At 46.9% G+C, this 24,238-nt stretch carries 22 protein-coding genes; 7 read left to right on the forward strand and 15 right to left on the reverse strand.

Translation table 11 applies throughout. The annotated features are described in order from the left end of the window. Positions 1-118: 118 nt before the first annotated feature. The 3 genes from C4S60_RS06410 to C4S60_RS06420 form a co-directional block, all read right to left on the reverse strand. A complete protein-coding gene (locus C4S60_RS06410) occupies positions 119-604 on the reverse strand; it encodes a VOC family protein (protein ID WP_103879518.1) in 486 nt (161 codons plus the stop codon). A 188-nt stretch (positions 605-792) separates the two neighbouring features. Next, positions 793-1,470, reverse strand: coding sequence for an SDR family oxidoreductase (locus tag C4S60_RS06415; protein WP_103879519.1), 678 nt, complete (start codon positions 1,468-1,470; stop codon positions 793-795). A 153-nt stretch (positions 1,471-1,623) separates the two neighbouring features. Next, the gene (locus tag C4S60_RS06420) at positions 1,624-2,493 is read right to left on the reverse strand and encodes an AraC family transcriptional regulator (protein WP_103879520.1); all 870 of its coding nucleotides are present in this window, start codon (positions 2,491-2,493) and stop codon (positions 1,624-1,626) included. Positions 2,494-2,674: 181 nt separating this feature from the next. Here C4S60_RS06420 and C4S60_RS06425 point away from each other — a divergent pair, with 181 nt between their 5' ends. Continuing rightward, positions 2,675-3,826 carry an aminotransferase-like domain-containing protein gene (locus C4S60_RS06425; protein WP_103879521.1) on the forward strand — a complete coding sequence of 384 codons (1,152 nt, stop codon included), beginning with the start codon at positions 2,675-2,677 and terminating at the stop codon, positions 3,824-3,826. A 40-nt stretch (positions 3,827-3,866) separates the two neighbouring features. On the opposite strand, the gene C4S60_RS06430 is transcribed toward C4S60_RS06425, so the two are convergent. The 10 genes from C4S60_RS06430 to C4S60_RS06475 form a co-directional block, all read right to left on the reverse strand. Then, positions 3,867-5,003: an AI-2E family transporter gene (locus C4S60_RS06430; RefSeq protein WP_103879522.1), complete on the reverse strand. Its 1,137-nt coding sequence runs from the start codon at positions 5,001-5,003 to the stop codon at positions 3,867-3,869. After that, complete coding sequence (locus C4S60_RS06435; protein WP_103879523.1) at positions 4,996-5,682, reverse strand: potassium channel family protein; 687 nt, start codon at positions 5,680-5,682, stop codon at positions 4,996-4,998. Before C4S60_RS06435 ends, C4S60_RS06430 begins: the two co-directional genes overlap by 8 nt. 29 nt (positions 5,683-5,711) lie before the next feature. Continuing rightward, positions 5,712-6,593, reverse strand: coding sequence for an HlyD family secretion protein (locus tag C4S60_RS06440; protein ID WP_103879524.1), 882 nt, complete (start codon positions 6,591-6,593; stop codon positions 5,712-5,714). A 12-nt stretch (positions 6,594-6,605) separates the two neighbouring features. Further along, positions 6,606-6,809 (reverse strand): DUF1656 domain-containing protein, encoded by a 204-nt coding sequence (locus C4S60_RS06445; RefSeq protein WP_103879525.1) that lies wholly within the window; start codon positions 6,807-6,809, stop codon positions 6,606-6,608. Beyond that, positions 6,810-8,432, reverse strand: a complete 1,623-nt coding sequence (locus C4S60_RS06450; RefSeq protein WP_103879526.1) for a TolC family protein — start codon at positions 8,430-8,432, stop codon at positions 6,810-6,812. It abuts the gene before it with no gap. 11 nt (positions 8,433-8,443) lie between these two features. After that, positions 8,444-10,636, reverse strand: coding sequence for an FUSC family protein (locus C4S60_RS06455; RefSeq protein ID WP_103879527.1), 2,193 nt, complete (start codon positions 10,634-10,636; stop codon positions 8,444-8,446). Between the two features lie 144 nt (positions 10,637-10,780). Further along, the gene (locus C4S60_RS06460) at positions 10,781-11,878 is read right to left on the reverse strand and encodes a permease (protein WP_103879528.1); all 1,098 of its coding nucleotides are present in this window, start codon (positions 11,876-11,878) and stop codon (positions 10,781-10,783) included. Positions 11,879-12,063: 185 nt separating this feature from the next. Then, positions 12,064-13,434 (reverse strand): L-cystine transporter, encoded by a 1,371-nt coding sequence (locus C4S60_RS06465; RefSeq protein ID WP_103879529.1) that lies wholly within the window; start codon positions 13,432-13,434, stop codon positions 12,064-12,066. 156 nt (positions 13,435-13,590) lie between these two features. After that, entirely contained in the window at positions 13,591-14,274 is a 684-nt protein-coding gene (locus tag C4S60_RS06470) for an NAD(P)H-binding protein (RefSeq protein WP_103879530.1), read from the reverse strand. Between the two features lie 77 nt (positions 14,275-14,351). Further along, a complete protein-coding gene (locus C4S60_RS06475) occupies positions 14,352-15,233 on the reverse strand; it encodes a sigma-70 family RNA polymerase sigma factor (protein ID WP_103879531.1) in 882 nt (293 codons plus the stop codon). A 505-nt stretch (positions 15,234-15,738) separates the two neighbouring features. Between C4S60_RS06475 and C4S60_RS06480 the strand changes: the two genes are divergently transcribed. From C4S60_RS06480 to C4S60_RS06500, 5 genes are all read left to right on the forward strand, one after another. Then, positions 15,739-16,056 (forward strand): hypothetical protein, encoded by a 318-nt coding sequence (locus C4S60_RS06480; protein ID WP_103879532.1) that lies wholly within the window; start codon positions 15,739-15,741, stop codon positions 16,054-16,056. Between the two features lie 388 nt (positions 16,057-16,444). After that, on the forward strand, positions 16,445-17,473 hold the full coding sequence (cobT, locus tag C4S60_RS06485; RefSeq protein ID WP_103879533.1) for a nicotinate-nucleotide--dimethylbenzimidazole phosphoribosyltransferase: 1,029 nt from the start codon (positions 16,445-16,447) through the stop codon (positions 17,471-17,473). Next, entirely contained in the window at positions 17,470-18,258 is a 789-nt protein-coding gene (locus C4S60_RS06490; protein ID WP_103879534.1) for an adenosylcobinamide-GDP ribazoletransferase, read from the forward strand. Before cobT ends, C4S60_RS06490 begins: the two co-directional genes overlap by 4 nt. A 30-nt stretch (positions 18,259-18,288) precedes the next feature. Then, positions 18,289-18,837, forward strand: coding sequence for a bifunctional adenosylcobinamide kinase/adenosylcobinamide-phosphate guanylyltransferase (gene cobU, locus C4S60_RS06495; RefSeq protein WP_103879535.1), 549 nt, complete (start codon positions 18,289-18,291; stop codon positions 18,835-18,837). 17 nt (positions 18,838-18,854) lie between these two features. Further along, positions 18,855-19,478: a histidine phosphatase family protein gene (locus tag C4S60_RS06500; RefSeq protein ID WP_103879536.1), complete on the forward strand. Its 624-nt coding sequence runs from the start codon at positions 18,855-18,857 to the stop codon at positions 19,476-19,478. Here C4S60_RS06500 and C4S60_RS06505 read toward each other — a convergent pair. Both C4S60_RS06505 and C4S60_RS06510 read right to left on the reverse strand, forming a co-directional pair. Beyond that, positions 19,475-21,184 carry a bifunctional protein-serine/threonine kinase/phosphatase gene (locus C4S60_RS06505; protein WP_103879537.1) on the reverse strand — a complete coding sequence of 570 codons (1,710 nt, stop codon included), beginning with the start codon at positions 21,182-21,184 and terminating at the stop codon, positions 19,475-19,477. The two genes, C4S60_RS06500 and C4S60_RS06505, sit on opposite strands and share 4 nt — an antisense overlap. A gap of 31 nt (positions 21,185-21,215) precedes the next feature. Beyond that, complete coding sequence (locus C4S60_RS06510) at positions 21,216-22,052, reverse strand: formate/nitrite transporter family protein (protein ID WP_103879538.1); 837 nt, start codon at positions 22,050-22,052, stop codon at positions 21,216-21,218. A gap of 379 nt (positions 22,053-22,431) precedes the next feature. On the opposite strand from C4S60_RS06510, the gene C4S60_RS06515 reads away from it, so the two are divergent. Further along, positions 22,432-24,231 carry a M3 family oligoendopeptidase gene (locus tag C4S60_RS06515; RefSeq protein WP_103879539.1) on the forward strand — a complete coding sequence of 600 codons (1,800 nt, stop codon included), beginning with the start codon at positions 22,432-22,434 and terminating at the stop codon, positions 24,229-24,231. Positions 24,232-24,238 lie beyond the last annotated feature (7 nt).

Below are 24,238 nucleotides of genomic sequence, written 5' to 3' on the forward strand. Positions count from 1 at the left end.
TTTCTGCGTCAAATAGCTTCGAAAGGGAATAGCCATTCCTTCAACTATTTTCCTTGAACTGAACACCTTGATGCAGCTCTGAGTCCTGCATCTTGGGGTCACTTGAGTAAATCGGGACTTACTCGTAATCAGAAGCGTAAGTTTCTTCGTAAGTGTGCGAATATAGCTCGAAGAGGTTACCAAACGGGTCTTCCAGATACACCATTTTAGCTGGCTTGCTGTCATCTTCTGGGTGGTAACGCATAATGTCCATGCGAACCTTACCACCGTATTGTTCAGTACGTGCGATAGCACCCTCGAAATCATCCGTCTGAAGACAGAAGTGGAAGATTCCTAAGCGAGAAAAATCAACTTCGTGGCGTTCTTGACGCTCTTTCATTTCAAATAGTTCAACACCAATACCGTCAGTAGTGACAAGGTGAGCGATATTAAAGCCTTTGAAGCCTTCACCGAATACAGCAATACACATTCTGCCAATAGCGGTTTCACGCTCTTCAATTACTTTTGTGTTATCCATAACGATGTTAAGACCAAGCGCTTTGGTGTAAAACTCTACTGCCTGGTTCATGTCGCCAACCATAATGCCTACGTGATTCATTTTCATAATCTGCTCCGAATTCTGTAACGTGTCTGTTTCGATGAGGAGAGTATAGGAGGAAAGGTGAATCACCTGAAATTATTATTAATGATTATAATAATAACATTTGGTTATTGATTGTTGCGAGAGAACAATCGCCTCAGCATTAGATTCTGATGAACGCGCCGAGGCGGGTAGGAATGACAATGATCAAGCTATTCGAGCTCTACAGGGGGCCGAAAGGTCATTTCATGCATGACTACGTCATCGGGCAGTTCCAACAGAAGGGCGATAGTCTGTGCCACACTGGCTGGATGCATGTATTCAGGACGCTCCGCTTCTCTAAAGTTGGTATCTGTACCTCCCGGGAAAAGAGAGCTGACTTTAATGCCGTGAGGCTGTGCTTCTTTCATCAAGATGGCGCTAAAACCGGCGAAGCCTTGTTTCATTGCCGTGTATACACTCATAGTTTCATTTGCGCGTTTGGCCACTGTACTGACAATGTTAATGATGTGTCCGGATTTGTTGGGCTTCATGACTTTCAGAGCTTCTCTGCTCAAAAGTGCAGGCGCACGCAAATTGACAGCGTACTGGGCGTCAAATTCTTCCAAAGTAAACTCATCGATAGGACATTTTCGAGAGTTCATCCCGGCATTATTGATCAACACATCGAGGCCATCTAACGCCTGGTGTGCCATATGGAACATCTCGAGAGTTTCGTCTGCGTTGCCGAGATCGGCAGCGATGGTATGGCAACCAGTTTGCTGCTGAAGCTTGGCCAGCTGGTTTTCATTACGCCCTGTTGCAACCACACGGTGCCCTTTTGCACATAATGCCTTGGTAAGTTCATAACCAATGCCACTGGTGGCACCTGTGACTAAGACCTTTTTCATAAGTAGTATTCCTGAGAAAGAAGAGTGAATTTAATCATCACATAAGGGTCGCGGATAAATGAGAAAATTACTAGAGTGCGTTACGATTTGTGACGTTTTTGGGCGTATCGACTGCCATTTTGGATCCATTAACCGTATCGCATTACTCTGGGTTCAGTAAAACCCAATAGGTAGATAAAAATCGAGCTCGAAGCTTTCGTCCGGTTCCAAAAAGTGGTTTCGGTGATAATGCACATAAGCGGGTGTCGAGCCAGCTTTGAAGCCCGAACGAGGTAGCCATTTTTCCTGTATCCGGCTGATTTGTGGTAGTAGCTCACCGTATACGCCTTTTAATCTGAAGATAGCGTGCAGACCTCCAGGAATGGTCATCTGATTGACTACACCACGAAGTTTTACCGGAGTATCGATTTCCAGACAGGCGACATAACGACAGCGATCCAATTCCACCCAGGCGGGATTGGAGTGATGTAGACCAAACTGCGATGTAAAAGGGCGCTTTTCCGATGTCGCCCATGCCTGTAAAACCCGCCACGCATTCTGTATTGAACGGTTATAACCAACATGTCGAATGTAGGCCACACGTCTTGCGGCGGTGTCGACAATTCTGGGCGAGGGAATGGGTTGCTCTGCAGTACGAGCATAACCTGCCGCGACATCGGGATCGGCCAGATATGGTTTATGGGAAACTTGCAAATCGTGTTTGCGCCACTGACCGGGCGACATACTGAAATGGGATTTAAAGGCGCGCGAAAAAGACGATACCGAACTGAAGCCACTTTTGTTGGCGATTTGTAGAATGCTGGAATCCGTATCGAACATCAGTTGATTCGCTGCATATTCGAGACGTGTTCGACGAATATATTGATGAAGTGATTCGCCGACGACTTCTTTAAATACACGATGAAAGTGTTGTTCAGAGTAGGCCCCAACGGTCGCAAGCGCCTTTCCTGAAAGCTCGCCACTGATATCGCTGTGTATGTAAAACAGAACATCGTTGATTCTGGACAAGTGACGGGATTTCATGGGCTAAAATATCGCATAAATGGACATGTCTATAAGCATATATGGACATGATGAGGACTGCAATAGTGTGTAAGCTGCTAGGCAGCATAATGTCGCAATAGAATTTTACGCTTGTTTCTCGTCAATGACAGTTAAAGATAGAAATAATGCACCGCGTTTTATATCAACGATAAGGATAAATATGGAAATCGCTCGCTCACTTCAAAATGTCCCATCCTCCTATATAAGAGAGATTCTCAGTGCAGCCAGCGATCCTAAGGTGATTTCTTTAGCAGGAGGCTTACCCGATCCCAGCACTTTCCCGATCGAACTGATGCGTCCAACCTTTGAAGGCCTTTGTGACACACCAGAAGTATTTCAATATGGCACAACGGCGGGTTATACGCCTTTGCTCGCTTTTCTACGTGACTACTTACGTTTGCCAGAATCGCACGCCGCAGTGGTTTGTACGGGCTCACAACAAGGGCTTGATCTGGTAGCCAGAGCTTATATCAATCCTGGGGATAAGGTAGCGATGGAAGCGCCAAGTTATTTGGGGGCAATGCAGGTTTTTGGACTGGTTGGGGCGAATATGATCACGGTATCACAAGTGGAGTCCGGGCCTGACTTGCTGCAACTTGAACAGTGCTTTAAAACCGAGAAACCGAAAATGTTTTATGCGGTGCCAGACTTCCATAACCCAACGGGTGTATGCTGGACGCTGGAGACACGCAGGAAGGTTGCAGAGCTTTGCATCCAGTATGATGTGGCGTTTATTGAAGATGCGCCATATCGTGAGTTGCGTTTTTCTGGTGAGGCATTGCCATTAGTTTCTTCTTTCTGTCCCGAACACTCTATCGTATTTCGCTCATTCTCCAAGATTGCCTCGCCGGGACTGCGAATTGGGGTGGTAACAGGAAAAGCTGCGTATATCGAACCGATCGTGAAGATCAAACAAGGGGCAGATCTGCACTCCAGTATTCCAATGCAAGCCGCCTTATTGGGCTTGCTAAAACATCAAGATTTTGACGCGCACCTCGACAAAGTCAAAGCCTTGTACCAGTCACGCTATCAAACTTTGTATACTGCTTTGGAGTCTCACATCCCGAAAAGCTGCGCTGTAAAGCCTGTAGATGGTGGCATGTTTGTCTGGGTTAATATTCCTGAGTGTGACACGTTTGAACTGGCTAAGGTACTGTTGTCAAAAGGTGTGGCCGTGGTGCCAAGCCCTGTATTTTATCCAGACGCCAATGGGCAACCCGCAGCCTTGCGATTGAACTTTACCAACTCATCACCAGAAGAGCTGGTGAAAGCGGTGAAGATCTTTTCAGAGGTCATAGAAAACTTTTCTTGAAGATCATAGTGGGCCGAGCAATACGCTCGGCCCACTCAATTTAGTGACTTTCAGTTTCTGATTTGGCCTGTTTTGACGGTTCGGTATCATCATTCGCCAGTTCAGTCTGCTCCTCATAGTTAACCCAGAACAGAAATAATTCATACCAAATGGCCAAAATGATGGCACCGAGGAACAGGCCGATAATGCCTGAAAAGAGCATACCGCCGATAGCACCAATCAGGATGATAGGCATCGGGACATCGACCCCTCTGCCCATCAGCATGGGTTTCAATATATTGTCTGAAAGGCCGCCAGCCAAAGCCCAAATAGTGAAGAGTGTCGTCGTCGTGGTATCCCCCGTTGAGTACACGTAGAAGATAACCGGAAGTACGACCAGAAGTGCCGGTAATTGGGCAATACACAAAATAAGGGTAACTAAAGTAAGCAGTCCCGCTGCGGGTACTTTAAACACAAACATGGCCGCGCCGATAATCGCAGCCTGAATAAAGGCTACGCCAACCACTCCTAGCAAGACACTTCGTATCGTTGCTGCCATCAGACTCGCCCATTGCTGTGCCTTCTGACCTACGGCGCGTACCGCTACGGTTTCTAGTGCCGAGGAGATCTTCTCGGCATGTGCCATAAAGCCTCCGGCGATGGCCAACGAGATGATAAACATCACCAGGCTTGTCAGCGCCCCACCCAGTATAGAAGCAATCGTGGCCAGGAATCCCTTAATTTCTGGCAGAAACTGCTGTATCGCCTTTTCCATATTGGTGGCGAACAGGTGCCAAACAGAGAATAGTTGCTCACCGATGACAGGAATGTCCGCTATTTTCTGGGTCGGTCCTGGGAGTTTGATCTCGCCACTCTGTATTACATCTGTAGTGCGTGCAACGCCCTCGTAGATCGAACCGGAAACCATGACGAACGGAATAACCAGAATGGTGATACATATTAATACGATAAGTGCAGATGCTAATCCGCGCTTCCCGCCGAGTGTACGTTCAAGTTTTTTCGTGACGGGCAACAGAGCCACTGCAATTATGGCACCCCAGAGAACGGGAATGATAAAAGGTTTGATGATGTCATAGGTAAAGGAGAGCAATAGCAAAAGCAAACCGATACGTATTGCAGACTCGACCATATTGTTCACGAAGAGCATACTTTGACGCTGTTCAGTTTGTCTATCCATTATGATGTTCCCTCTGTTCAATATTTGCACTTACTAAGCTAGAAACGACGATAGCCATATAAAATACGCCCACAATAGCCTCCAAATACACGATGACTTGTGCCAAGGGGGTAAGTGGACTGATATCTCCATACCCCAATGTTGTTAAAGTCACGAAACTAAAGTACGCCGCATTAGAAAAATTTTCTCCCCATGAAATGGCTTCCATGCCCGTAAAGGCATTGGGGGAATATTCAATTACGATTAAGTAAACGATAGCCCACATTAAGCCCAGTAGCAGAAATAATGCGACTGAACCTATGACCTTGTTGATGGTGACATCTCCCTGAAACAGAACTTGCTTCGCGGTGGATTTAAACGTGCCAAAGAAGAAGGCGAAGGTGAGAGCGAGCATGATGAAGTCCATTTCCCGGATGCTCAGTGCTAGCTTAATCACAGATACAATGACCCAACAGATGGTCAGTGAAATAAGAAACCTTGACCAGTTGCGATCAAACCGCAGGCTAAACAGGCAGACGATAAATGTAATGATGATAAATAGTTGCAACAGGTGGTTAATTATCCCTGTTCCGACTACTTCGGCCATAGCTGAGCTGATTAACAGCGCGATAAGTGCCAACGTGAGGTAGAAGAAGTTGTTGCCTTCGTCGATTTTTTTTAGTCGTTTGCCCAGTTTCATTATGCTTTCTCCCTTGTGGTGTCCAGGCGTCATTCGTCAGATTCTGAGGCCATCACCATAATAGAGGCCGACAGACCAAATCTAAGATGAACCTCTTCAGGTAGTGCGCTCAAAGAAATGCGAACGGGGATACGTTGCGCCAATCTTATCCACTGGAAAACAGGGTTCACGTTAGGAAGTAAGTTGTAGCCTACGGTTCCATCTTTGGGCGCGATACCCCAACCAATAGAGTCTACTTGTCCTTCGATAGGAGAGTCTGGGTGTGACATCAGAGTCACCTTTGCTTTGCTGCCGGGGTGAATCTGGGCCAATTGGTTTTCCCTAAAGAAACCGAACACCCAAAAACTGTTTTCGTCGATAAGAGCGACCAAAGGTTGATTGGCTACGGCCTGAGTGCCTGTGCGTATATCCAGATTGGAAACATAACCATCAACAGACGCAGTAATTTTTGTGTAGCTCAAGTTCAGGCGTGCGGACTTGATCTGTTCTTCGGAGGCTTTGATCTGTAGTAACGATTCTTGGTAGGCGATTTCTCGACGAATGAGATCTTTGTGAGACACCGCGCCTTTGTCTTTCTTTCTGATATCCAGTAAGCGGTCATACTCAATCTTCTTTCCTTTTGAACTGATGATAGCGCGCTCTAACGAGACTTCTGCTTGTGTCAGCGCAACCTGATAAGTCTCCGGGTCGACTTCAAACAGTAAGTCTCCCCGGCTCACTCTTTGGTTATCGATGACCGCAACGTTGACAATAGGACCGGAGACACGAGGCGCAACTTTGATGATATTGGCTCGGACCTGACCGTCACGGGTCCAGGGGTTGTTAAAATAGTCCTGATATTTCTGGTAACCCAACCACGCAGCACCTCCCAGAATGATAAGATTTAGGACAATAATCAGACTCTTTTTCATGGAATTGTGCTCCTAAAACTTTAAATACAAGTGGTCTATCGCGACCACATAGAGAACCAGGATGGCGAGAAAAGTGAGTGATGGAAACGCGATAAATCGTGACACTCTCACTTTGTTGAAAATCACAACGGTTAGCCAGGTAGCAATCAGTGCTAAAACAAGTACCAGAATCAAAGGAGAGAAATAGACGTCTCCCCATGCAAGTTCATGTGGCATTTATGGTTGCTCCTCCGGGTTTGGGGGCGTTACTGTACCCGTGCGAAGTGATAACGAAGGAACGATGACATTCTCTGGCTCGAGTTGGTCACTCCAGTCCGTACGCTGTTTCATCTGCTCGGCTTGGTCAGGAGAGAGGAATGCTTTACCAGTGTTGATTTGCCACCCCCCTCCTAACGATTTGTAAAGTGCCACCACCTGATTGGCCACATTGCCTTTGATTTGCGCGTAACTGTCTTCGCTGCGCGTCATCTTCTCTACCGAATTGAGCAGACGCTCAAACGAAATCTGTCCATTTTCATACTGAGTCAGTGAAATATTGAATGCTCTTACCGAAGCATTGACGGACTTGAGTCGCAATGCTTTTTGTTGCTGATACAGTTCGTAAGCTTCCAGTGCATTGGTCACTTCCTGTACCGCCTGCAGAACCTTCTTATTGTAATTGGTGAGCGTTTCCTGAAATCTGGCGTCTTCGAAACGAATATTATTTTTTACACGACCGTACTGAAAAATGTTCCAGCTGAATGCAGGTCCGGCAACCAGTGTCAGCGAGTCATTAAAGCTAAAGCTGCTTCCGGCTGGTACTGAGCTGTTTATACCAATGGAGCCAAACAGAGAAAAACTCGGGTAGAGTGCGGCTTCAGCAACGCCAATCTGTGCACTTTGAGCATGGGCCTGAAGTTCAGCGACCTGCAAATCGGGTCGCCGCATCACTAAACTGGCGTCCACTGAGTTTGAAATGGAGGGGGGCTGGGGAACGATGGAGCCATCCTCCTGCTCTGAAATCGGGACTTTTGAACCAGAAGATTTAAAGCGCTGTTCGTATTGAGCTAGTGTTTGTTCCAATTCGTCTTGCAACAGGGGTTCTATTGTCTCTGGTAAGGTGCCAAGGAGCACAGCTAATGCATTTTTAGCCTGCAACATAGCGATATTGAGCCCTGGTAGCGCGGCTTTGGTCGTAAATAATTGATTCTGAGCTTGCTGTACGTCTAGCTCGGTTACGTTGCCCGATTCAAACTGAACCCGGGTTATATTGACAACACGTTCCTGAATTTCAATATTGCGTTGGGACAACAGCATTCGCTCTTGAAAGGTACGATAGTTGATGTAGTTGCGGGCGACCTCAGAGGTGATGGTAACCAGGATATCGTTATATGAAGCGACAGAGGTGTAATAACTGGCTTGTGCCGACTCAATCCCTCGGGCGTATTTTCCCCAGACATCCATTTCCCAGGCTGCATCGAAGCTTAAAGCGGCGTTGTTGAATGAGCTTTCGTTAGCGTATGCTCTGGCAAGGTTGCCAGATACCGATTGCAGTTGAGGGTACCTCAATCCATCTGCAATACCCAGAATAGCCCGAGCTTGCAATATTCGTAGTCCGGCTGCTTCAATATCCAGATTTTGCTGAGCTGCCATCGAGACCAGATTGTTTAATGTAGGGTCATTAAATTGCTCCCACCAATTTGCCGTGGTTAAGGTGCTCTGTTCTGTCTCTGCGTCGCTCCAGGCGCTAGGAAGTTGGGCCGTTTGGCTTGGCTCAAAATCAGGTCCTAGTGTTGTACAGGCAGATACCATTAGGGCTAGTAATATATTGAGGCCATTTTTTATCGGGTTCCGTACCATTATTATTGGTCCTAAAATCGGTGCATTTTGAGGTTGTCGAGATCAATGTGTTCAGAGGCTTCCTTCACTTTTACCAGTGACTGGTACAAGTTACGTTTCAAGTTTAAAAAAATGTAAAAGGCCACGATGTCTCGACGACTGTACTGTTCCAAATTGAGTTGTTGGAAAAAATGCTCTATTTCCAATTCAACGTTTAAAAACTGTTGTTGTGCTTCCTCAAAATAGGATGCCGTTTGTAAGTCACCTTTTCCGGTTCTGAATAAGTGCAGTATTGTCGGAATCACGGTATCGGTGTAGTCGTCTCTAAGCTTAGTAATCAATGGGTTGTTTTGCAGGTTTGAGTGAGCAGCCACAAAGGTATTGACGTGACTGACCAGAATATCGCATTGTCTGGCGTAATGTTCTAAGGCTGGTTGAGAGTTGTTGCTAAAGTAGTTGACGTCCACTTTACCTGCCCAAAGCTTGAGTTTTTTGGCTGAAACGTTGGCTGTTTTGAGGTGTAAAGCCATCGACAACTTGTCGAGGTGCACCGATTGGGGAGATTGAATAATGAGAACCAGCTTATGAAGGTGATGGAATAAACGGTGTCTGACGACCAGAAAAAGATGTTCTGCTTTGCTCGAGAATGGGAAGTAGTGGGCGAACACAAGCATCAGTACGACCAGATAGAACAGTGTTATGACAAGCAGTAAAACCCCAAAGTGATAGTTCATTACATTGTCGATACCGAGAACGAACATCCCCAGCATAAAGAAGATCGTGATGGGACCTTTGAATACATAGAAACCAACAAAAGTATAAGTGAACAGAAAGACGGCGAGTTCTAGTCCCAGTTCTAATTGCGGCAAGATAAAGATGTACGCCGGAACTGCAAATAAAAATCCAAAGGAGAATAGGAACGCCATTGCTTTGGGGTGAACTGGGAGAAAAGAAAGCAACGATACAAAAATGGTTGAGAAAATAACGAAGCTGTACCCTCCAGGAGGATTGAAGAGGATCCAAATTAATGAGGCTACCCAATAGCTGACAAAGACTTTAATAGCCGTCTTAAAATTTTCAGCGTCCCACCACAAAAAGGAATCCCGAGGCGGTGATGGCGTCTCACTGAACGATACCGTTTTAGTTATTGAATCAATACAACTTAAGGTCTCAGCGAGTTTAGACAGGTGACCATGTAATCGGTTAAGCACGTAGCCAAGTGTGAGTACAGAACCACGGGTTAGGTGTGCAGCCTTGTCTAATGCTACCTCATCGATGACAACTTTATTCTCCTGCCATCGGTACTCAGGATCATGGTTATCGCTGAGAAGCTGTCTCTGACATTGTTCAAACAGACACTCAATGTCAGAGACAAAACCGTCACAGTCTACAATGAAGCTTTGACTATCAACCTGTTGGAAATGCGCATGCGATGTGGTGATCAACAATTGAGAGACTTTTTGGGTAAAGTGTAGGGTAAGTTGCCATTCACTGAGATAAGCGGAGACATCGCTGCATTCTTTGCTGACAAGACTATAGTGCTGTTCAAAAGCCGTTTGCGCGGTAAACAGTTTTTCCACCAGCTCATCGATGGTCTCAGCAACGTTTTCATTTTCCTCTAAGGGAGATAGTGATTCGGAGTTATCGACCTTACACTGAGGCTGACTTTGCTGCGGCATCATTAGTGACGCAGTAATCGCTCTGAACAACTGACTTTGGGTATTGAGCACTTCCTTTAAAAGGTGCTGCAGGTTCTGTTCTGTTTTACTTGGAAACAGATAGGTGCCAACCAGGGTGTAAATGATGACACCAAACACCGTCATGTGGGCGCGGTCGATGCCGTAGAGAAAAGCGCCTTCTGCGTCTCCACCGTTTGACATCATAAGAGTCATCACGCCCGTTAACATTAACAGGGTCGGATCTTTCTGGTAGGCATTTCTGAAGTAAAATATGAATGAGATGACCACAGAGACGCTAAGCATGTACAACAATCGATCCTGAGCAAACAGCCCGACCAGTAGCAAGCCAATGAGGGCACCGACGACAGTCCCCAGGATTCTCAATGTCCCTTTTGCTAACGACTCGCGCTGACTGCCTATCGAGGCAATCAGCATGACTGTTGTGGCTGCGGTAGAAGCCTGAGGCCAACCTAACGCAAAGGGAATAAGATAGGCAAGGGTAAGGCTGATAGCGACTTTAGTCGCGAACTGGACTTTGCTATTCATTTTCCGCACGTAACCCTCAATGACCTATAGCAAACTATAGACATTAACGAGCGTTTTGCGGCACAAAGTGGTCTAACGCGCCGCAAAAACAACAAAAGCACTGCCTATGCAGTGCTTTGTACGCGATTCGGGTGGAGCTATACGTTAGCCGAATAGTGAGGTATACAAATAGCCCGCGCTGATTGCCATCCCCAAAATGACCGCTAAGAAGGCAATGATCATTTGGTTTCTGAAGATGGACTTAAGGAGTATCACTTCAGTTAGGCTGGCACCAGCACTACCGATGATCAGGGCCATCACTGAGCCCAGAGCCATTCCTTTTGATACTAATGCTGCGCTTAGCGGTATTACTGCTTCAGCACGAATGTACAAAGGGATCCCAATGACTGCAGCGATAGGAATGGCGTACCAAACGCCTGCACCAGCATATTTGGCAATGAGGTCGGTGGGAATAAAACCGTATATGAAGGATCCAATTAAGATACCCAACATCAAGTAGGGGAATACTTGTTTGAAGTCCTTCCATGTCGACATCCAAATTCGCCACCATCGACTATCTTGTTTCACTACCTTCGAAGAGTCACAACAAGCGGTTCCATCATTATTGATGCTTGTGATCTTAGGTTCATTGTCTTGCTCAGCACAGCAAGATGTCGCGTTCACTGGTGCAGCAAAAGAGCCTTCATTTGAGTCGCTTACCGTAGATGCTACACAACTGGAGGGGGGGATCTTGGCGGAATTGGTATCTTCACAAGATGTCCCACAGCTACTCACCTTTGACGCTGCCTGATAAGCTTCTGGCTTGACGTAGCGTTCGAAACCAAGTTTTTCTAATACATAGCCGGCAGCAACAGACACAAGCATGGCGATGGCAAAGTAAAACAGTGCCACTTTAATCCCAAAGGTTACGACAAATAGGCCGATGATCACTGGGTTGAGCAATGGGCTTGCAAATAAGAATACCATCATCGGACCAAAGCCAGCTCTTGCACGAAGTAGCCCTTTAAGAAAGGGAATGGTGGAGCAGGAGCAAAATGGAGTAATGGAGCCTAAGAGTGCTGCGACCACATAGCCCTTACCATTTTTTGAACTTAGGATTGTCTGGATTTTTTCTGGTGTCAGAAACTCTTGCAGTACTCCGACGATGTAGCTGATGGCCAAAAAAAGAATGATGAGTTCGGTGGCTAAGAAAGCAAACATATTGGCCGTTTCACGGGCCATTTCCAAAATGTCAGTATCCATAACGATTTTACCTTATTAATGTTCACACTGGTTATTCGATATTACGAGAATTATAGAAATATAAACACTGCGATCAAGCTTTATTTCGAACTATTTGGAAATGAAAGTTTAACTCAATGAAAAGAAAATAAAAAAAGCGGCACTAAATTGTGCCGCTGTCCTGGAAGGGGGGGAGCCGTTTAGGTTTAGGCTTGTGCCTGCTCCAGTTTAGGTTCTTGCTTATTCTTGAGCAGTCGACTAGTAATGGTACCCGCTGTCATTGCTCCAGACACATTCAACGCAGTACGTGCCATGTCGATAAGTGGCTCGATAGAAATCAACAGAGCGGCGATTGTGACAGGCAAGCCCATAGCAGGAAGCACAATCAAGGCTGCGAAGGTGGCACCGCCACCGACACCCGCGATACCAAAGGAGCTGACAGTAATAATGGCAACCAGAGAAAGAATGAAATTGAAATCCATTGGGTCAATTCCAACGGTTGGAGCAACCATGACCGCCAGCATCGCCGGATAAATTCCTGCACAACCGTTCTGTCCAATCGTTGCACCAAATGATGCAGATAAGTTTGCGATCGCTGGTGGCACGTTCAGTTTGGTGACTTGAGCTTCAACATTGAGTGGAATGGTGGCAGCAGAACTACGCGATGAGAATGCAAATGTCAGTACAGGCCAAATCTTCTGGAAGTATTCTTTTGGACTCACGCCAACGAACGATACCAACAAGCCGTGTACCAGGAACATAAGCAGGATTGCCAGATAGGAAGCGACGATGAATCCCAATAAGTTCAGTATGTCACCGGCACTTGACGTGGCGACGACTTTCGCCATTAAGGCAGCGATGCCGTACGGTGTCAGTGCCATGATCATCTTGACCAGACGCATCACAATAGACTGAGTTGCTTCGACAAAGGTACGAATTGGTGATGCCAATTCTTCTTTCTCTGCCATGACTTTGCGTGCAGCGATACCTGTCAGTACGCCAAAAATAACCACAGCAATAATCGATGTAGAGCGAGCCCCTGTTAAGTCAGCAAACGGGTTAGTGGGAATAAAACTGACCAACATCTGGGGAATAGTGAGATCGCTTACACGGTCAACGCGACTTTCCAGCACCGCAATACGTGCGGTTTCACGTGCTCCTTCAGTCAGTCCTTCCGCAGTCAAACCAAATACCTGAGTAACGGCGATACCAATAACAGCAGAGATAGCAGTTGTTACGAGCAGGACAGAAATGGTCAATCCACTGATTTTTCCCAGTGAACCGCCTTTTTCTAGCTTAACCACTGCCGCGATCATGGAAACAAGCACCAGTGGCATGATGATCATTTTTAGCAAGCCGACGTAACCACGGCCGACGACGTTCACCCAGTCGAGTGTGCCGGCGATGGCTGCGTGGCCTTCACCAAACAACAGTTGTAACCCGAGACCGAATGCACTACCTAGAATGAGGCCCAGCAAAACAAGGCGCGAAAGAGAGTGTTGCTTTTGTTGTTGTCCATACAAAAAGACGAGTATGCCTAAAAATACCGCAAGCGCTGCGACAACCGCTACTGACATTAAGAGTTCCTTTTATTCATCTGACGTATAACCTTATATAAAATAAGGCATTTAGAAATGTAGGCGGCTAACTTACCGTTCTGGTGTAATCGTTAACAATAAATAAAAGTCATTATATAGTGCGATTGGTTGTATGCTCTCATTTGTATATGTTTTCTAGGTCTGATTACTGGAAAGTATATCGAGCATATTAGCAGAATTATATGCGACACAACTCTCATCATGATACTGTAAAATGCTATGGAGCATGACGCGTGCGACAGACTCTGCGGGGATAGGCGCGTAAGAGCGCAGAGGACCTTGCATGATGGGAGAGAAAAGTTTGAATACCTTTTGAACAATCACTTCATCTGATCGGATCTGTTTTTTGCGCCCGGCCAAAGGACCAGGCCTGACAAAAATGACCTGTTCAAACCCCATACTTTTAACCCGTTGTTCGACACGACCTTTGCATTTGAGATAATGAGACAGCGATTTGGCAGAAGCTCCCAGGCTTGACACCACAGCAATGCGGTCAACACCCAGAATCTTCATGGTTTGTGCCACATCGCAAACCAGTTCATAGTCGATCTTTTCTAGTGCGGATTTACTGCCAGCTTGTTTTAATGTGGTGCCGAGGCAGATGAAACCGATGGAAGGTGCAGGGAAATCACCATCCCAGTTAGTGACTCTTAGCGCGCCATCCATAAGTTGCACCACTTTATCCGACTCGGAGGCAACAGGAGAGCGACACATTGCATAAATGGTCTCAATGCAGTTGCTATGTTCAAGCAGGCGTAGCAAATGGCTGCCGACCAAGCCGGATGCACCGGCGATAATTGCGTGATGTTTCGCTGTCATTGAAAAGAGTCCCAATTGCTTTCAGATAACTGGGACTATAGTAAACAAGTGACTAACTTACTGTGATAGAAGCGAAATTAATCAATCTCGGCTCGGGTGAGGTTCTGATCTCTCAACTTAGTTCTCAGTGTATCCATCGCACCTTTTTGTATCTGTCGTACCCGTTCCCGTGTTACTCCCACGATTTCACCTACCTGTTCAAGCGTCTTGGGTTCATCATCGAGTAACCCGAATCGGTGACGCAGAATAATCCGTTGTTTTTCGGGTAAACTTTCGACCAGATTGACCAGGGTCTGACTAAGGTTCTGAGTCAGAATATCTTGTTCTGGGAGTTCGAAGACATCGTCGTCATCGATGGTTTGCAGGTGGTCTTTTCTGTCTTCGTCGTCATCCCAGCCATTGTCGAGTGATAGCGACTGTTCTGACAGTTTAAGTAGTCTGCTCACTTCCGTAATGTTACGTCCGGTTCGTTTTGCAATCTCTGCAGCGGTTGGTTCGTGGTTGCCTTCTTTACGCAGTTCACTGGCTGCCTTACTGCATTCACGAATCTGCTTGGTAATATGGACAGGCACCCGGATTGTGCGTCCCTGATTCATGATTGCACGGTCAATGGCCTGTTGTATCCACCATACGGCGTAGGTAGAAAAGCGATAGCCGAGCTCTGGGTCAAACTTGTCCACTGCCTGGATAAGCCCAATATTGCCTTCATTGATCAGATCATAGAAGTCGAGACCTCTATTCGAGTATCGTCTGGCGGTTCTGATAACTAGCCGTAGGTTGGCATTGATCAATTGTTGTCTGGCAAGGCTGTCACCAGATCGAGCTTTACGAGCTAAGTGTTTCTCACTCTCGGCATCCAACAAATCGTGAGTCGCAACTTCTTTAAAGTACGTTGCACCTATATTGAGGGACTCGCCATTGTTAGTAGTCCTGCTTTTCTTGTCCTCTACTGCTCTCATAGTTTTCCCTTACCAAGCTGCTAACACTCATAGTGACTGACTTAATAATTATTTTTCAGTATGAAATACGTTGCTTTATATTAAATTACTATAAATTTATTTAATAAGACAATGGTTATTTAATGATTTTGCTACATTAATGTGACATTATTACTTGTCGATAAAGCTATTAATCGATGTTATGAGCAAAATAGAGATATGATGTAGGATTAGCATTAGAGGTGGTTGGTCATATAACTTACTGTTATTTAATGATAAGCTATTCATTAATTCGGTTGTTGCTAATGTATATTGTGATATTAATCAGGACGCCTTCCTAATTTTAATTACATTATTAATATCTATTTTTTCGCGCTTGATCTCATAAATTAATTTATAAAATCACTCTTGGGTTTGGGGAAGTATGACAAATGTATCAGTTTCGCGATTGCTATTTGTGACTTTCAATAAACCTATTAGACTTTAGTATATAAATAGCTCAACAGCACAGCATCGGTACAGCGAAATGAATAAAGAACTACAACAAAAAATCGAAGAGTTACTTGCGTTGGCGAGGTTGCAAGGTGTGTCTATTCTCGGTTTAGTGGATAGCCCGGATTCGGATAGATGTCACGTTTTTAGAACGCTAGAAATGAACAGTAAGCAGGGTACCCGTAATCTGGATGATATATTGATGCGCCAGACATGCAGTGGTACCGAAAGTGACTGTTCGCAATGTCATGTTAACAAACCACAGGTGTCTGATGATGGACTGGCACAACTCTTTTCAGAGTTGCAGTTAGAAGGCCAACGTCAAGACGCGCCAAAGACAGACGTAACATAGTAAAGCAATTACACTTATCCGTTCAATAAATAACAAAAGCCCTCTTGTGCAAACAAGAGGGCTTTTGATTCTCCTAAGTATTATGTGAGTGATAACGGTATGGTAGAGCGCTTTTTATTGGATTTAGACGACCCTTTCTTGGCCGGAGCTCTTTGGTTAGTCAGCATACTTGCCTCCTCACTTCCTTTCTATTTTTATTCTACTAGTACCTAGTCAGGCTTGCTTCTGTTCCTTATAGTCAATGGGTTAGGGCGATCTCATCTTGGTTTGTGCCCACGTAATCAGTACACTAGGTGAACCTTAAGTATAGCTCATCAATTCTTAAGCCATTTTTGCCTTTATATTTAATGGCTTATGGACGTTCAGGGAACCACTAAGAAAGGACATTATGCTGCAATCTCATTTCGACGACCTCATTCAAAACCGTATTGACCAGAAAACCAAACCTCCGGGTGCTTTAGGTCAACTGGAAGCGGTTGCATTTCAACTGGCAAAAATACAAAGTTCATCAGAGGGCGTATTCGTACCCCATATCGATATTTCAAAGCCTTGTGTGATTGTTTTCGCCGGCGACCATGGTATTGCACAGCAGGGTGTCAGCATCGCTCCAAGTGCCGTAACACAGCAGATGGTGATGAATTTTTTGGCGGGCGGGGCGGCGATTAACTGCTTTTGCCGCGCCAATGACATTGATTTCAATGTGGTCGATTGCGGTATGCTAGCACCAGTAGCAGATCAGAGTGGCCAGTTGCAGTTAAGCCGATTGGGGCAGGGAACAGAAGACTTTTCCGTGCAAGCGGCAATGTCTTTGACTCAGGTAAAACAGGGAATCGCGGCGGGCAGTGAGATAGTTTCAGCTAAGATAGCAGCGGGTACCAATTTGCTCATGTTTGGCGAAATGGGTATTGGCAATACCAGTTCGGCTTCCGCTTTGTTGTCTGTGACGGCGTCACTTGATGTGGAGCAATGTGTCGGATTGGGTACGGGGATTTCGGATGAGCAACTGGCGCGCAAGATACAATTGGTGCGAAGGGGAGTCGAACGATGTAATTCGAACGACCTTGAAGTGCTGCTGAGTGAAGTCGGTGGCTTTGAAATAGTGCACATGGTGGGGGCATTCATTGAGGCTAGTCGTCAGCGGGTGCCGGTTCTGGTTGATGGTTTCATTGTATCGGTAGCTGCACTTATTGCAGTGAAAATGGAACCTCAGGTGCGCGACTATCTGTTTTTTGCCCATGCGTCTCAGGAGTATGCTCATCGATATGTTCTAGAGCTACTGAATGCAAAACCGTTGCTTGACCTATCTTTGCGCCTTGGCGAAGGGACCGGCGCGGCGGTGGCGTATCCGTTGCTGAAGTGCGCCGCCGAGTTTTACAATTCTATGGCAAGTTTTGATAGCGCAGGGGTAACAGTTTGAGTAACCCCACGACCGCCTCGTGGTGGCGGTATCAATGGCAGTTGTTCTGTCTGGCCGTCAGTTTTTTTTCTCGGCTGCCCATTCCGAAAAGCACGCCATATTCTGCTGAAAGAATGAATCGGGCCGGCCGCTATTTTGCTTTTGTAGGGGCATTGTTGGGCGGTCTGTGTGCCATGGTATTTACAATGCTAGAACAGGTATTGCCAACGACCGTCGCTGTGGTGTGCACCATGGTGTTCAGTTTGTTGCTCACCGGGGCCTTTCATGAAGACGGTCTGGCCGATATGGCCGATGGTATTGGTGGCGGTATGAGCGCAGAAAGGCGCCTGGCCATCATGAAGGACAGTAGGCTGGGTACTTATGGTGTTGCTACACTGGTCATGGCTTTACTGCTGAAATTTACCGTTTTGGTCGAGCTTGCCGATGTATCCTATCTGCCCTGGGTGCTGGTGTTATCCTACGTCTATAGTCGCGCGGTGGCGGCATCACTTATTTCGTCCATGCCTTATGTCTCTGATCCAGAGGGGAGCAAAAGTAAGCCACTGGCCAATAAGCAAACGCGAGCGGAATTGGTGTTTTTATTCCTTTGCGGCCTGGCACCTGTCCTGTTTTTCGGGTTTCAGGTTACGATTAGCCTTGTTGGACTGGCGTTGTTGTTCAGAATCCTGTTTAGCCGCTGGCTCATGGCGAGGCTCGGTGGGTTTACCGGGGATTGTCTGGGTGCGGCACAACAAATTGTCGAGTTGCTGGTGTATCTGGTGTTGCTGATTCATCTCACGCCTTAGCATTCCCCGCACAGCAGAAAAGGAGACAAAATGTCAGTCGAACTGATATTGGGCGGAGCCCGCTCAGGCAAGTCACATCATGCAGAATTGCGCGTTGCTGAGTTACTCAATTTGGACAAACGAACCGTCAAACATTACGTCGCCACGTCAGAGCCTCTTGATGACGAAATGAGACAGCGTATTGAGCACCATCGTCAGCAGCGCGGAGCGGGCTGGACTGAATGGGAATGCCCGCTGTCCTTGGCTGAGCTTGTGACTCGTTTTCAACCGGAAGATATCGTGTTGATTGACTGCCTTACGCTTTGGCTCAACAACCAGATTTTCTATCAGGGCGAGGCTTGCAGTAACGCAACACTGGAGCGCGAAATCGAGCGCCTTATCGTCGCGCTTGAACGCTGCCCAGCCCAAGTGATTCTGGTTTCTAATGAAGTAGGGCTTGGTGTTGTGCCAATGGGCCAGGTCTCGCGCCTGTTTGTCGACAATGCCGGGCGTATGAATCAGAGAGTGGCCGTTATAGCAGATAAGGTCGTCTTCGTTGCAGCTGGTCTGCCGATGCTGTTAAAGCAAGCCAAAACCTAGACAGGAGCCAGTAAGCGATGCATAACATTTTGTTGATGAGACACGGTAAAGTCACCGCGCCCCCAGCGTTATATGGCTCGACAGATGTGGAGGTCACGGAGTTGCTCGACAGCAATACCATTAACGCCTTGTTGGCTAACGGACCGACAATTCACCGGATACACAGTTCGCCGTTGAAACGGTGTGCGGCCCTGGCTCAGAAGCTTGCCTCGCAAATGAACATCCCCTTATCTCTGATGCCGGATATCGCGGAAATGGATTTCGGTATTTTCGATGGTGTTCCTTTTGATGCAATGAGCGCAGAACAGTGGCAACAGTTAGAGCCGTTCTGGAGTGCACCTGCGGAGTATTGCTTGCCGCAGGGAGAACCCCTCAGCGACTTTCGTCAACGGGTGCTGAAATACTGGGATCGAGTCATCAATGAGAGCCAGGATCATGAAACAACACTGGTGATTGCACACGGCGGAGTGATTCGCATCGTCATTGCATCGGTTCTGGGTTTAGACTGGGCAAACCCCAGACTTTACTCTTCGTTGAATATTGCTAATGCGTCGCTGACTCACATTCAGTTTGATCCCGAGAACACGGCTCATGTTCAGCTAAAAGCGATTGGTGTCCCACCTGGCGCGATAGCGATTTAGCCAATCCACGAAATGAGCAGCAGCACAAATAAGCCCAGTGACAGTCGTTGCCAAAACAGTATCGGATGGCGCTCAGCGATTGGCACCCAGCGTTTAGCCTGACTTGCCGGATTGGGGTTTTTTAAGTCGTAGATAAACTCAGACACTTCCTGATAGCGCTTGTGTGGTTCAATCCGCAGTGCTTTCTTGAGTGAGTAGTCTATCCAAGCGGGAAGATTATTATTCAAAGCGCTGGCAGAAACGTATCGCAGTTTTTGTTGAGCTTTGGTTGAGGTGGACTTGGCAACGTGAGTTCCGTATGGCAATTTTCCGGTAAGCATTTGATAGGTGATGACGCCCAGTGAAAAGATGTCGGCTCGATGGGTGCCGGATTGACCGACAAAGTACTCAGGCGCACTGTATTGCGCCGTTCCGGGGATGAGGTCAGATGCCGGATATATCTCATTAAGCCCTGCCACTTTGGTGGCCCCAAAATCTATGATAATAGCCGTCCCATTGGTATCGATGAGAATATTCTCTGGTCGCAGATCCTGATGTACCATTTCCTGCCGGTGCATGGACTGCAGACCTTTAGCTACCTGCTCGATGATGTTTCGTACCGTGCCGATATCGGGGCTTGGGTTGTCCTTCATCCACTGAGCCAGAGTGATCCCTTCGACAAACTCAGCTACCGAATAAATGCAGCTTGGAGCGGTCTCTCTCTGAACTGACTTCACTAAATGAGGACTGTTGAGTCTTCGGGCAATCCAGTCTTCCATCAGAATGGTGTCTGTGTGGGCAGCATCCAGGCGACTTTCTGCCGATGGGGTTTTAACCACAACGTATTTGCCACTTTTGACATCTTGCGCCAAAAACACATGGCTACGGCTGCTGACATAAAGCTCGCGAAGTATCAGCAACCCATCAAGCGTATCTCCGGGTTGCAATAACGGGGCAGGAGGAAGTGGAGTGTTTTTGAGTTCCGAGAGGCTGGCTTGAGGCAGAGACAGAATCTCTACAACAAGCACTGAAATATTATCGTCACTCCCTGCGCTGAGTGCCTTATCCAATAACTTTCTGGCTCGTGTGTCTGGGTCCAGATCGCGTTCATTAACGGTGCTGGCAATGTCGCTGGAACTCACAAAATCAAACAGGCCATCACTGGCTAAGACGAATATTTCGCCCTGATTAACACGGTGAGCCTGATAATCAACTTCCAGGCTATCATCCATTCCGAGCGCACGACTCAGGTAGCTGACGTCAGAATTCAGTTTCTGTCGATGATCTTCGGTGAGTTGTTCCAGTGACGAGCCTAATACCCGATAGACCCTTGAGTCACCAATGTGAAAAATGTGGGCAGTGTTTGACTTGATAACCAGCGCGCTACAGGTACACACGTAGCCCTGATTGAAGTCGAATCGATATTCACTATTCTTGGTTTGGGCGTAAAGCCAATAGTTTGTGGCCTTAAGCACTTTTTCTGCTGAGCGTTTGACCGACCACGCTTCCGATGTGGAATAGTAATCTGTCAGAAAACTGTTGACGGCGGTTTTGCTCGCAATCTGACTGACTGTGCTGGAACTGATCCCGTCACACAAGACAGCAGCAAACCCTTTGGTCGCGAGAAAAGCCCCTTGAGAGGGGCTAGTACCGATGCAGTCTTGATTGACAGACTTCAGTCCAGCGACTGAAACCTGTCCGATTAGTATGTTGAGCTTGGTACTCACGGTTAGTGATTCCTGTTTCAGGCAAAAGCGATTATGAGTTTAGTGTGCTTTTTGTCAGGTTCACTTTGCGTTCGGGGGTTGTACGAACGTGAGTCAGATACAGTGGCAGACCCACCATCATGAAACCACCCACCAGGTTACCTAGCGCAGTAGGGATCTCGTTCCAGATAAAGTAGTCGACGATTGTGAATTCACCACCCATGATCATTGAGAAAGGGAACAGGAACATGTTAACGATCGAGTGTTCAAAGCCCATAAAGAAGAACAGCATAATAGGCATCCACATTGCCATCATTTTTCCGCTTGCTGAGGTTGAGATCATTGCGCCTACGACGCCCATGGATACCATCCAGTTACACAGCATGCCGCGGATAAAGATAGTGAACCAACCTGAGACACCGTGCTCCTGATAACCAAGCGTACGGGATTCACCAATCGTACTGACTTTGGCCGCCAGCGCACCGCCATCGGTATTGTAGCCATAGGTCAAAATGAACGATGCAAAAAAGGCGACGGTCAGGGCACCAGCGAAGTTACCTAAGAAAACCAGTCCCCAGTTGCGCAATAGTTGGTCTGTAGTACACCCGGAACGTTTATCGATCACGGCCAATGGCACCAGAGTGAACACACCCGTCAACAGGTCAAACTTCATCAGATAGAGCATGATAAAGCCGACCGGGAATAACACAGCACCGATAAGTGGGCTCCCTGTTTTTACAATAACAGTGATAGCGAAAAAAGCCGCCAATGCCAGAATGGCACCCGCCATGAAAGCCCTGACTAACGTATCTTTTGTTGACATAAATATTTTTTGTTCGCCAGCGTCGACCATCTTGGTCACAAACTCTTTGGGTTCTATATAAGACATCTTTACTCTCCTTGGATTGATTGTCTGCTGACCTAATAGCTAGTTTTATGCCAAGTTGAAAACTCGTTTTAAATCATATATTTGTGTTGACTCTTGGTAATCTGGTCATTTCTGGCTTGATTGGCGTTGAGGCAGGGTGCACCTTTCAGGGGCGATGGGAGTAACCCTAAAGTAGTATGTTTTTAATTGCGATATTTCGCCTTGGAATTGGAAAAGTGACCGTCAAGCAACATGTTGATTTTCATAATATACGGTATGATATGGAGATGAATGACATCAGCTTAGGCTGATCTCGCAACAATAAGTACAGGAAGTGCAGTGAAATTATCGTTTCGACGGCAACCATTTCACTTCAAATAAACCAACTGGATGTGTATCGATGAAAAAAGCCGTTTGGGATTTATCCATTGCCTACCAAAACCTCAATGACCCGAAAGTTGAACAAGATATCGCCCTGATAGAGCGTTCGATTGAACTACTGAACAGCCATCATGAAGAGCGAGAGTACGTGGTTGCTATGCAGAATGCGATTCAAACAATGGAAGCGGCAGGGACTCTGTTAGCAACCGTGAACACTCTGGCAAACTGCTACGCGTCAACTAATGCATTGAACACGCAAGCCAAACAGTTAATTGGACGTATTGCTCAACTCAATTCAGAGCTTGAGCAGGCGTTTACCCCGTACGAAAACACACTGGCTCTGGCGGATGTCCGCTTCATTGAGCAGGTGCTCGATCATGATAATCCAACGGTCTCTGGACAAGGCTTCCAGATAGAGTTATTGCAGCGCAAAGCCCAGACACAACTGAGTATCGAGGAAGAACAATTGTTGTCTGCGATGCAAGTAGATGGACGTGATGCCTGGGGACGCCTGTATGACAACATTACCGGTTCGTTAAATATCGAAATAAACACAGCGCAGGGCACTGAAACCGTGGGTTTCTCGACAGCTGCAAGTCTTCTGTACGGTGGTGAGTTTGAGAAGCAGGAGGCGGCCTGGAAAGGAATTCAGTCTGCCATGAAGAGTAATGAAACGTCTTTCTCTGCTATCGTTAATGCGCTGGCGGGCTGGCGTCACAATGAGGGCAAGAAGCGCTCACTGACCAGTCCAGAGCATTTTCTTGATCCTAGCCTCAGAGAGAACCGCATTCAGCGAGAAACCTTGGATGCTATGATGTCGGTGGCTGCGGAAAACAAGTCCATCGGACAGAAAGCGGGTAAGTTGATGGCTAGGGTACACGGGATGGAAGCCATGAAGCCCTGGAATCATCTCGCCGCTATGCCACCACTCAGTACTGGCGATGCGCACGTATACACATTTGATGAAGGTATCGAGGTTATCAAGTCGGCGTTTGCACAGGTTGACCCGGAGATGGCTGAGTTTGTACAAACTATGGTCGATAATGGTTGGATTGATGCTGAGCCTTCAGAAAACCGCCGTTTGGGTGCATATTGCACCAAACTTGCCGCAACGCGCACGCCACTGGTCTTCATGACATGGGGCGGCAGTCGTTCCGATTTGCTTACTCTGGCTCATGAGCTTGGTCATGCCTTCCATAACTGGGTGATGCGCGATCTGCCACTATGTCGCACTCACTACCCGATGACACTTGCCGAAACCGCATCGATTTTTGCAGAGAACATCGTTCGTGATTACTTGCTTGATCAGGCACAGTCGGCAGAACAAAAATTGGAAATGTTGTGGGAAGAGTTGTCTTCTGCCTACGCACTAACGATCAATATCCCAGTGCGGTTCGAATTTGAGAAAGCCTTCTATCAAGCTCGCCAGAAAAGCGAGCTTGATGCAAACCAATTGTGTGAATTGATGTCGGAGACGTGGCAGGCATGGTATGGAGACTCGATGGAGGGGACGGACCCGTATTTCTGGGCCAGCAAGCTTCACTTTAGTATTTCAGAGCTCAGTTTTTACAATTATCCCTACCTGTTTGGCTATTTGTTTAGTCAGGGTGTCTATGCTCAACGTACAACGAAAGGAGAGACATTCTATCCAGACTATGTGGCTTTGCTAAGAGATACGGGTTCGTATCTCGCAGAAGACGTGGTGGATAAGCATATGGGGAAAGATCTGACTCAGGTTACATTCTGGCAAGAAAGTATGGCGCGACTTGAGGTTAAGGTGAACCAATTTGCTGAACTTCTGGACAGTCTGGGCCGTTAATAGAAGC

It is taken from the genome of Vibrio hangzhouensis, assembly GCF_900107935.1.
Lineage (GTDB): Bacteria > Pseudomonadota > Gammaproteobacteria > Enterobacterales > Vibrionaceae > Vibrio > Vibrio hangzhouensis.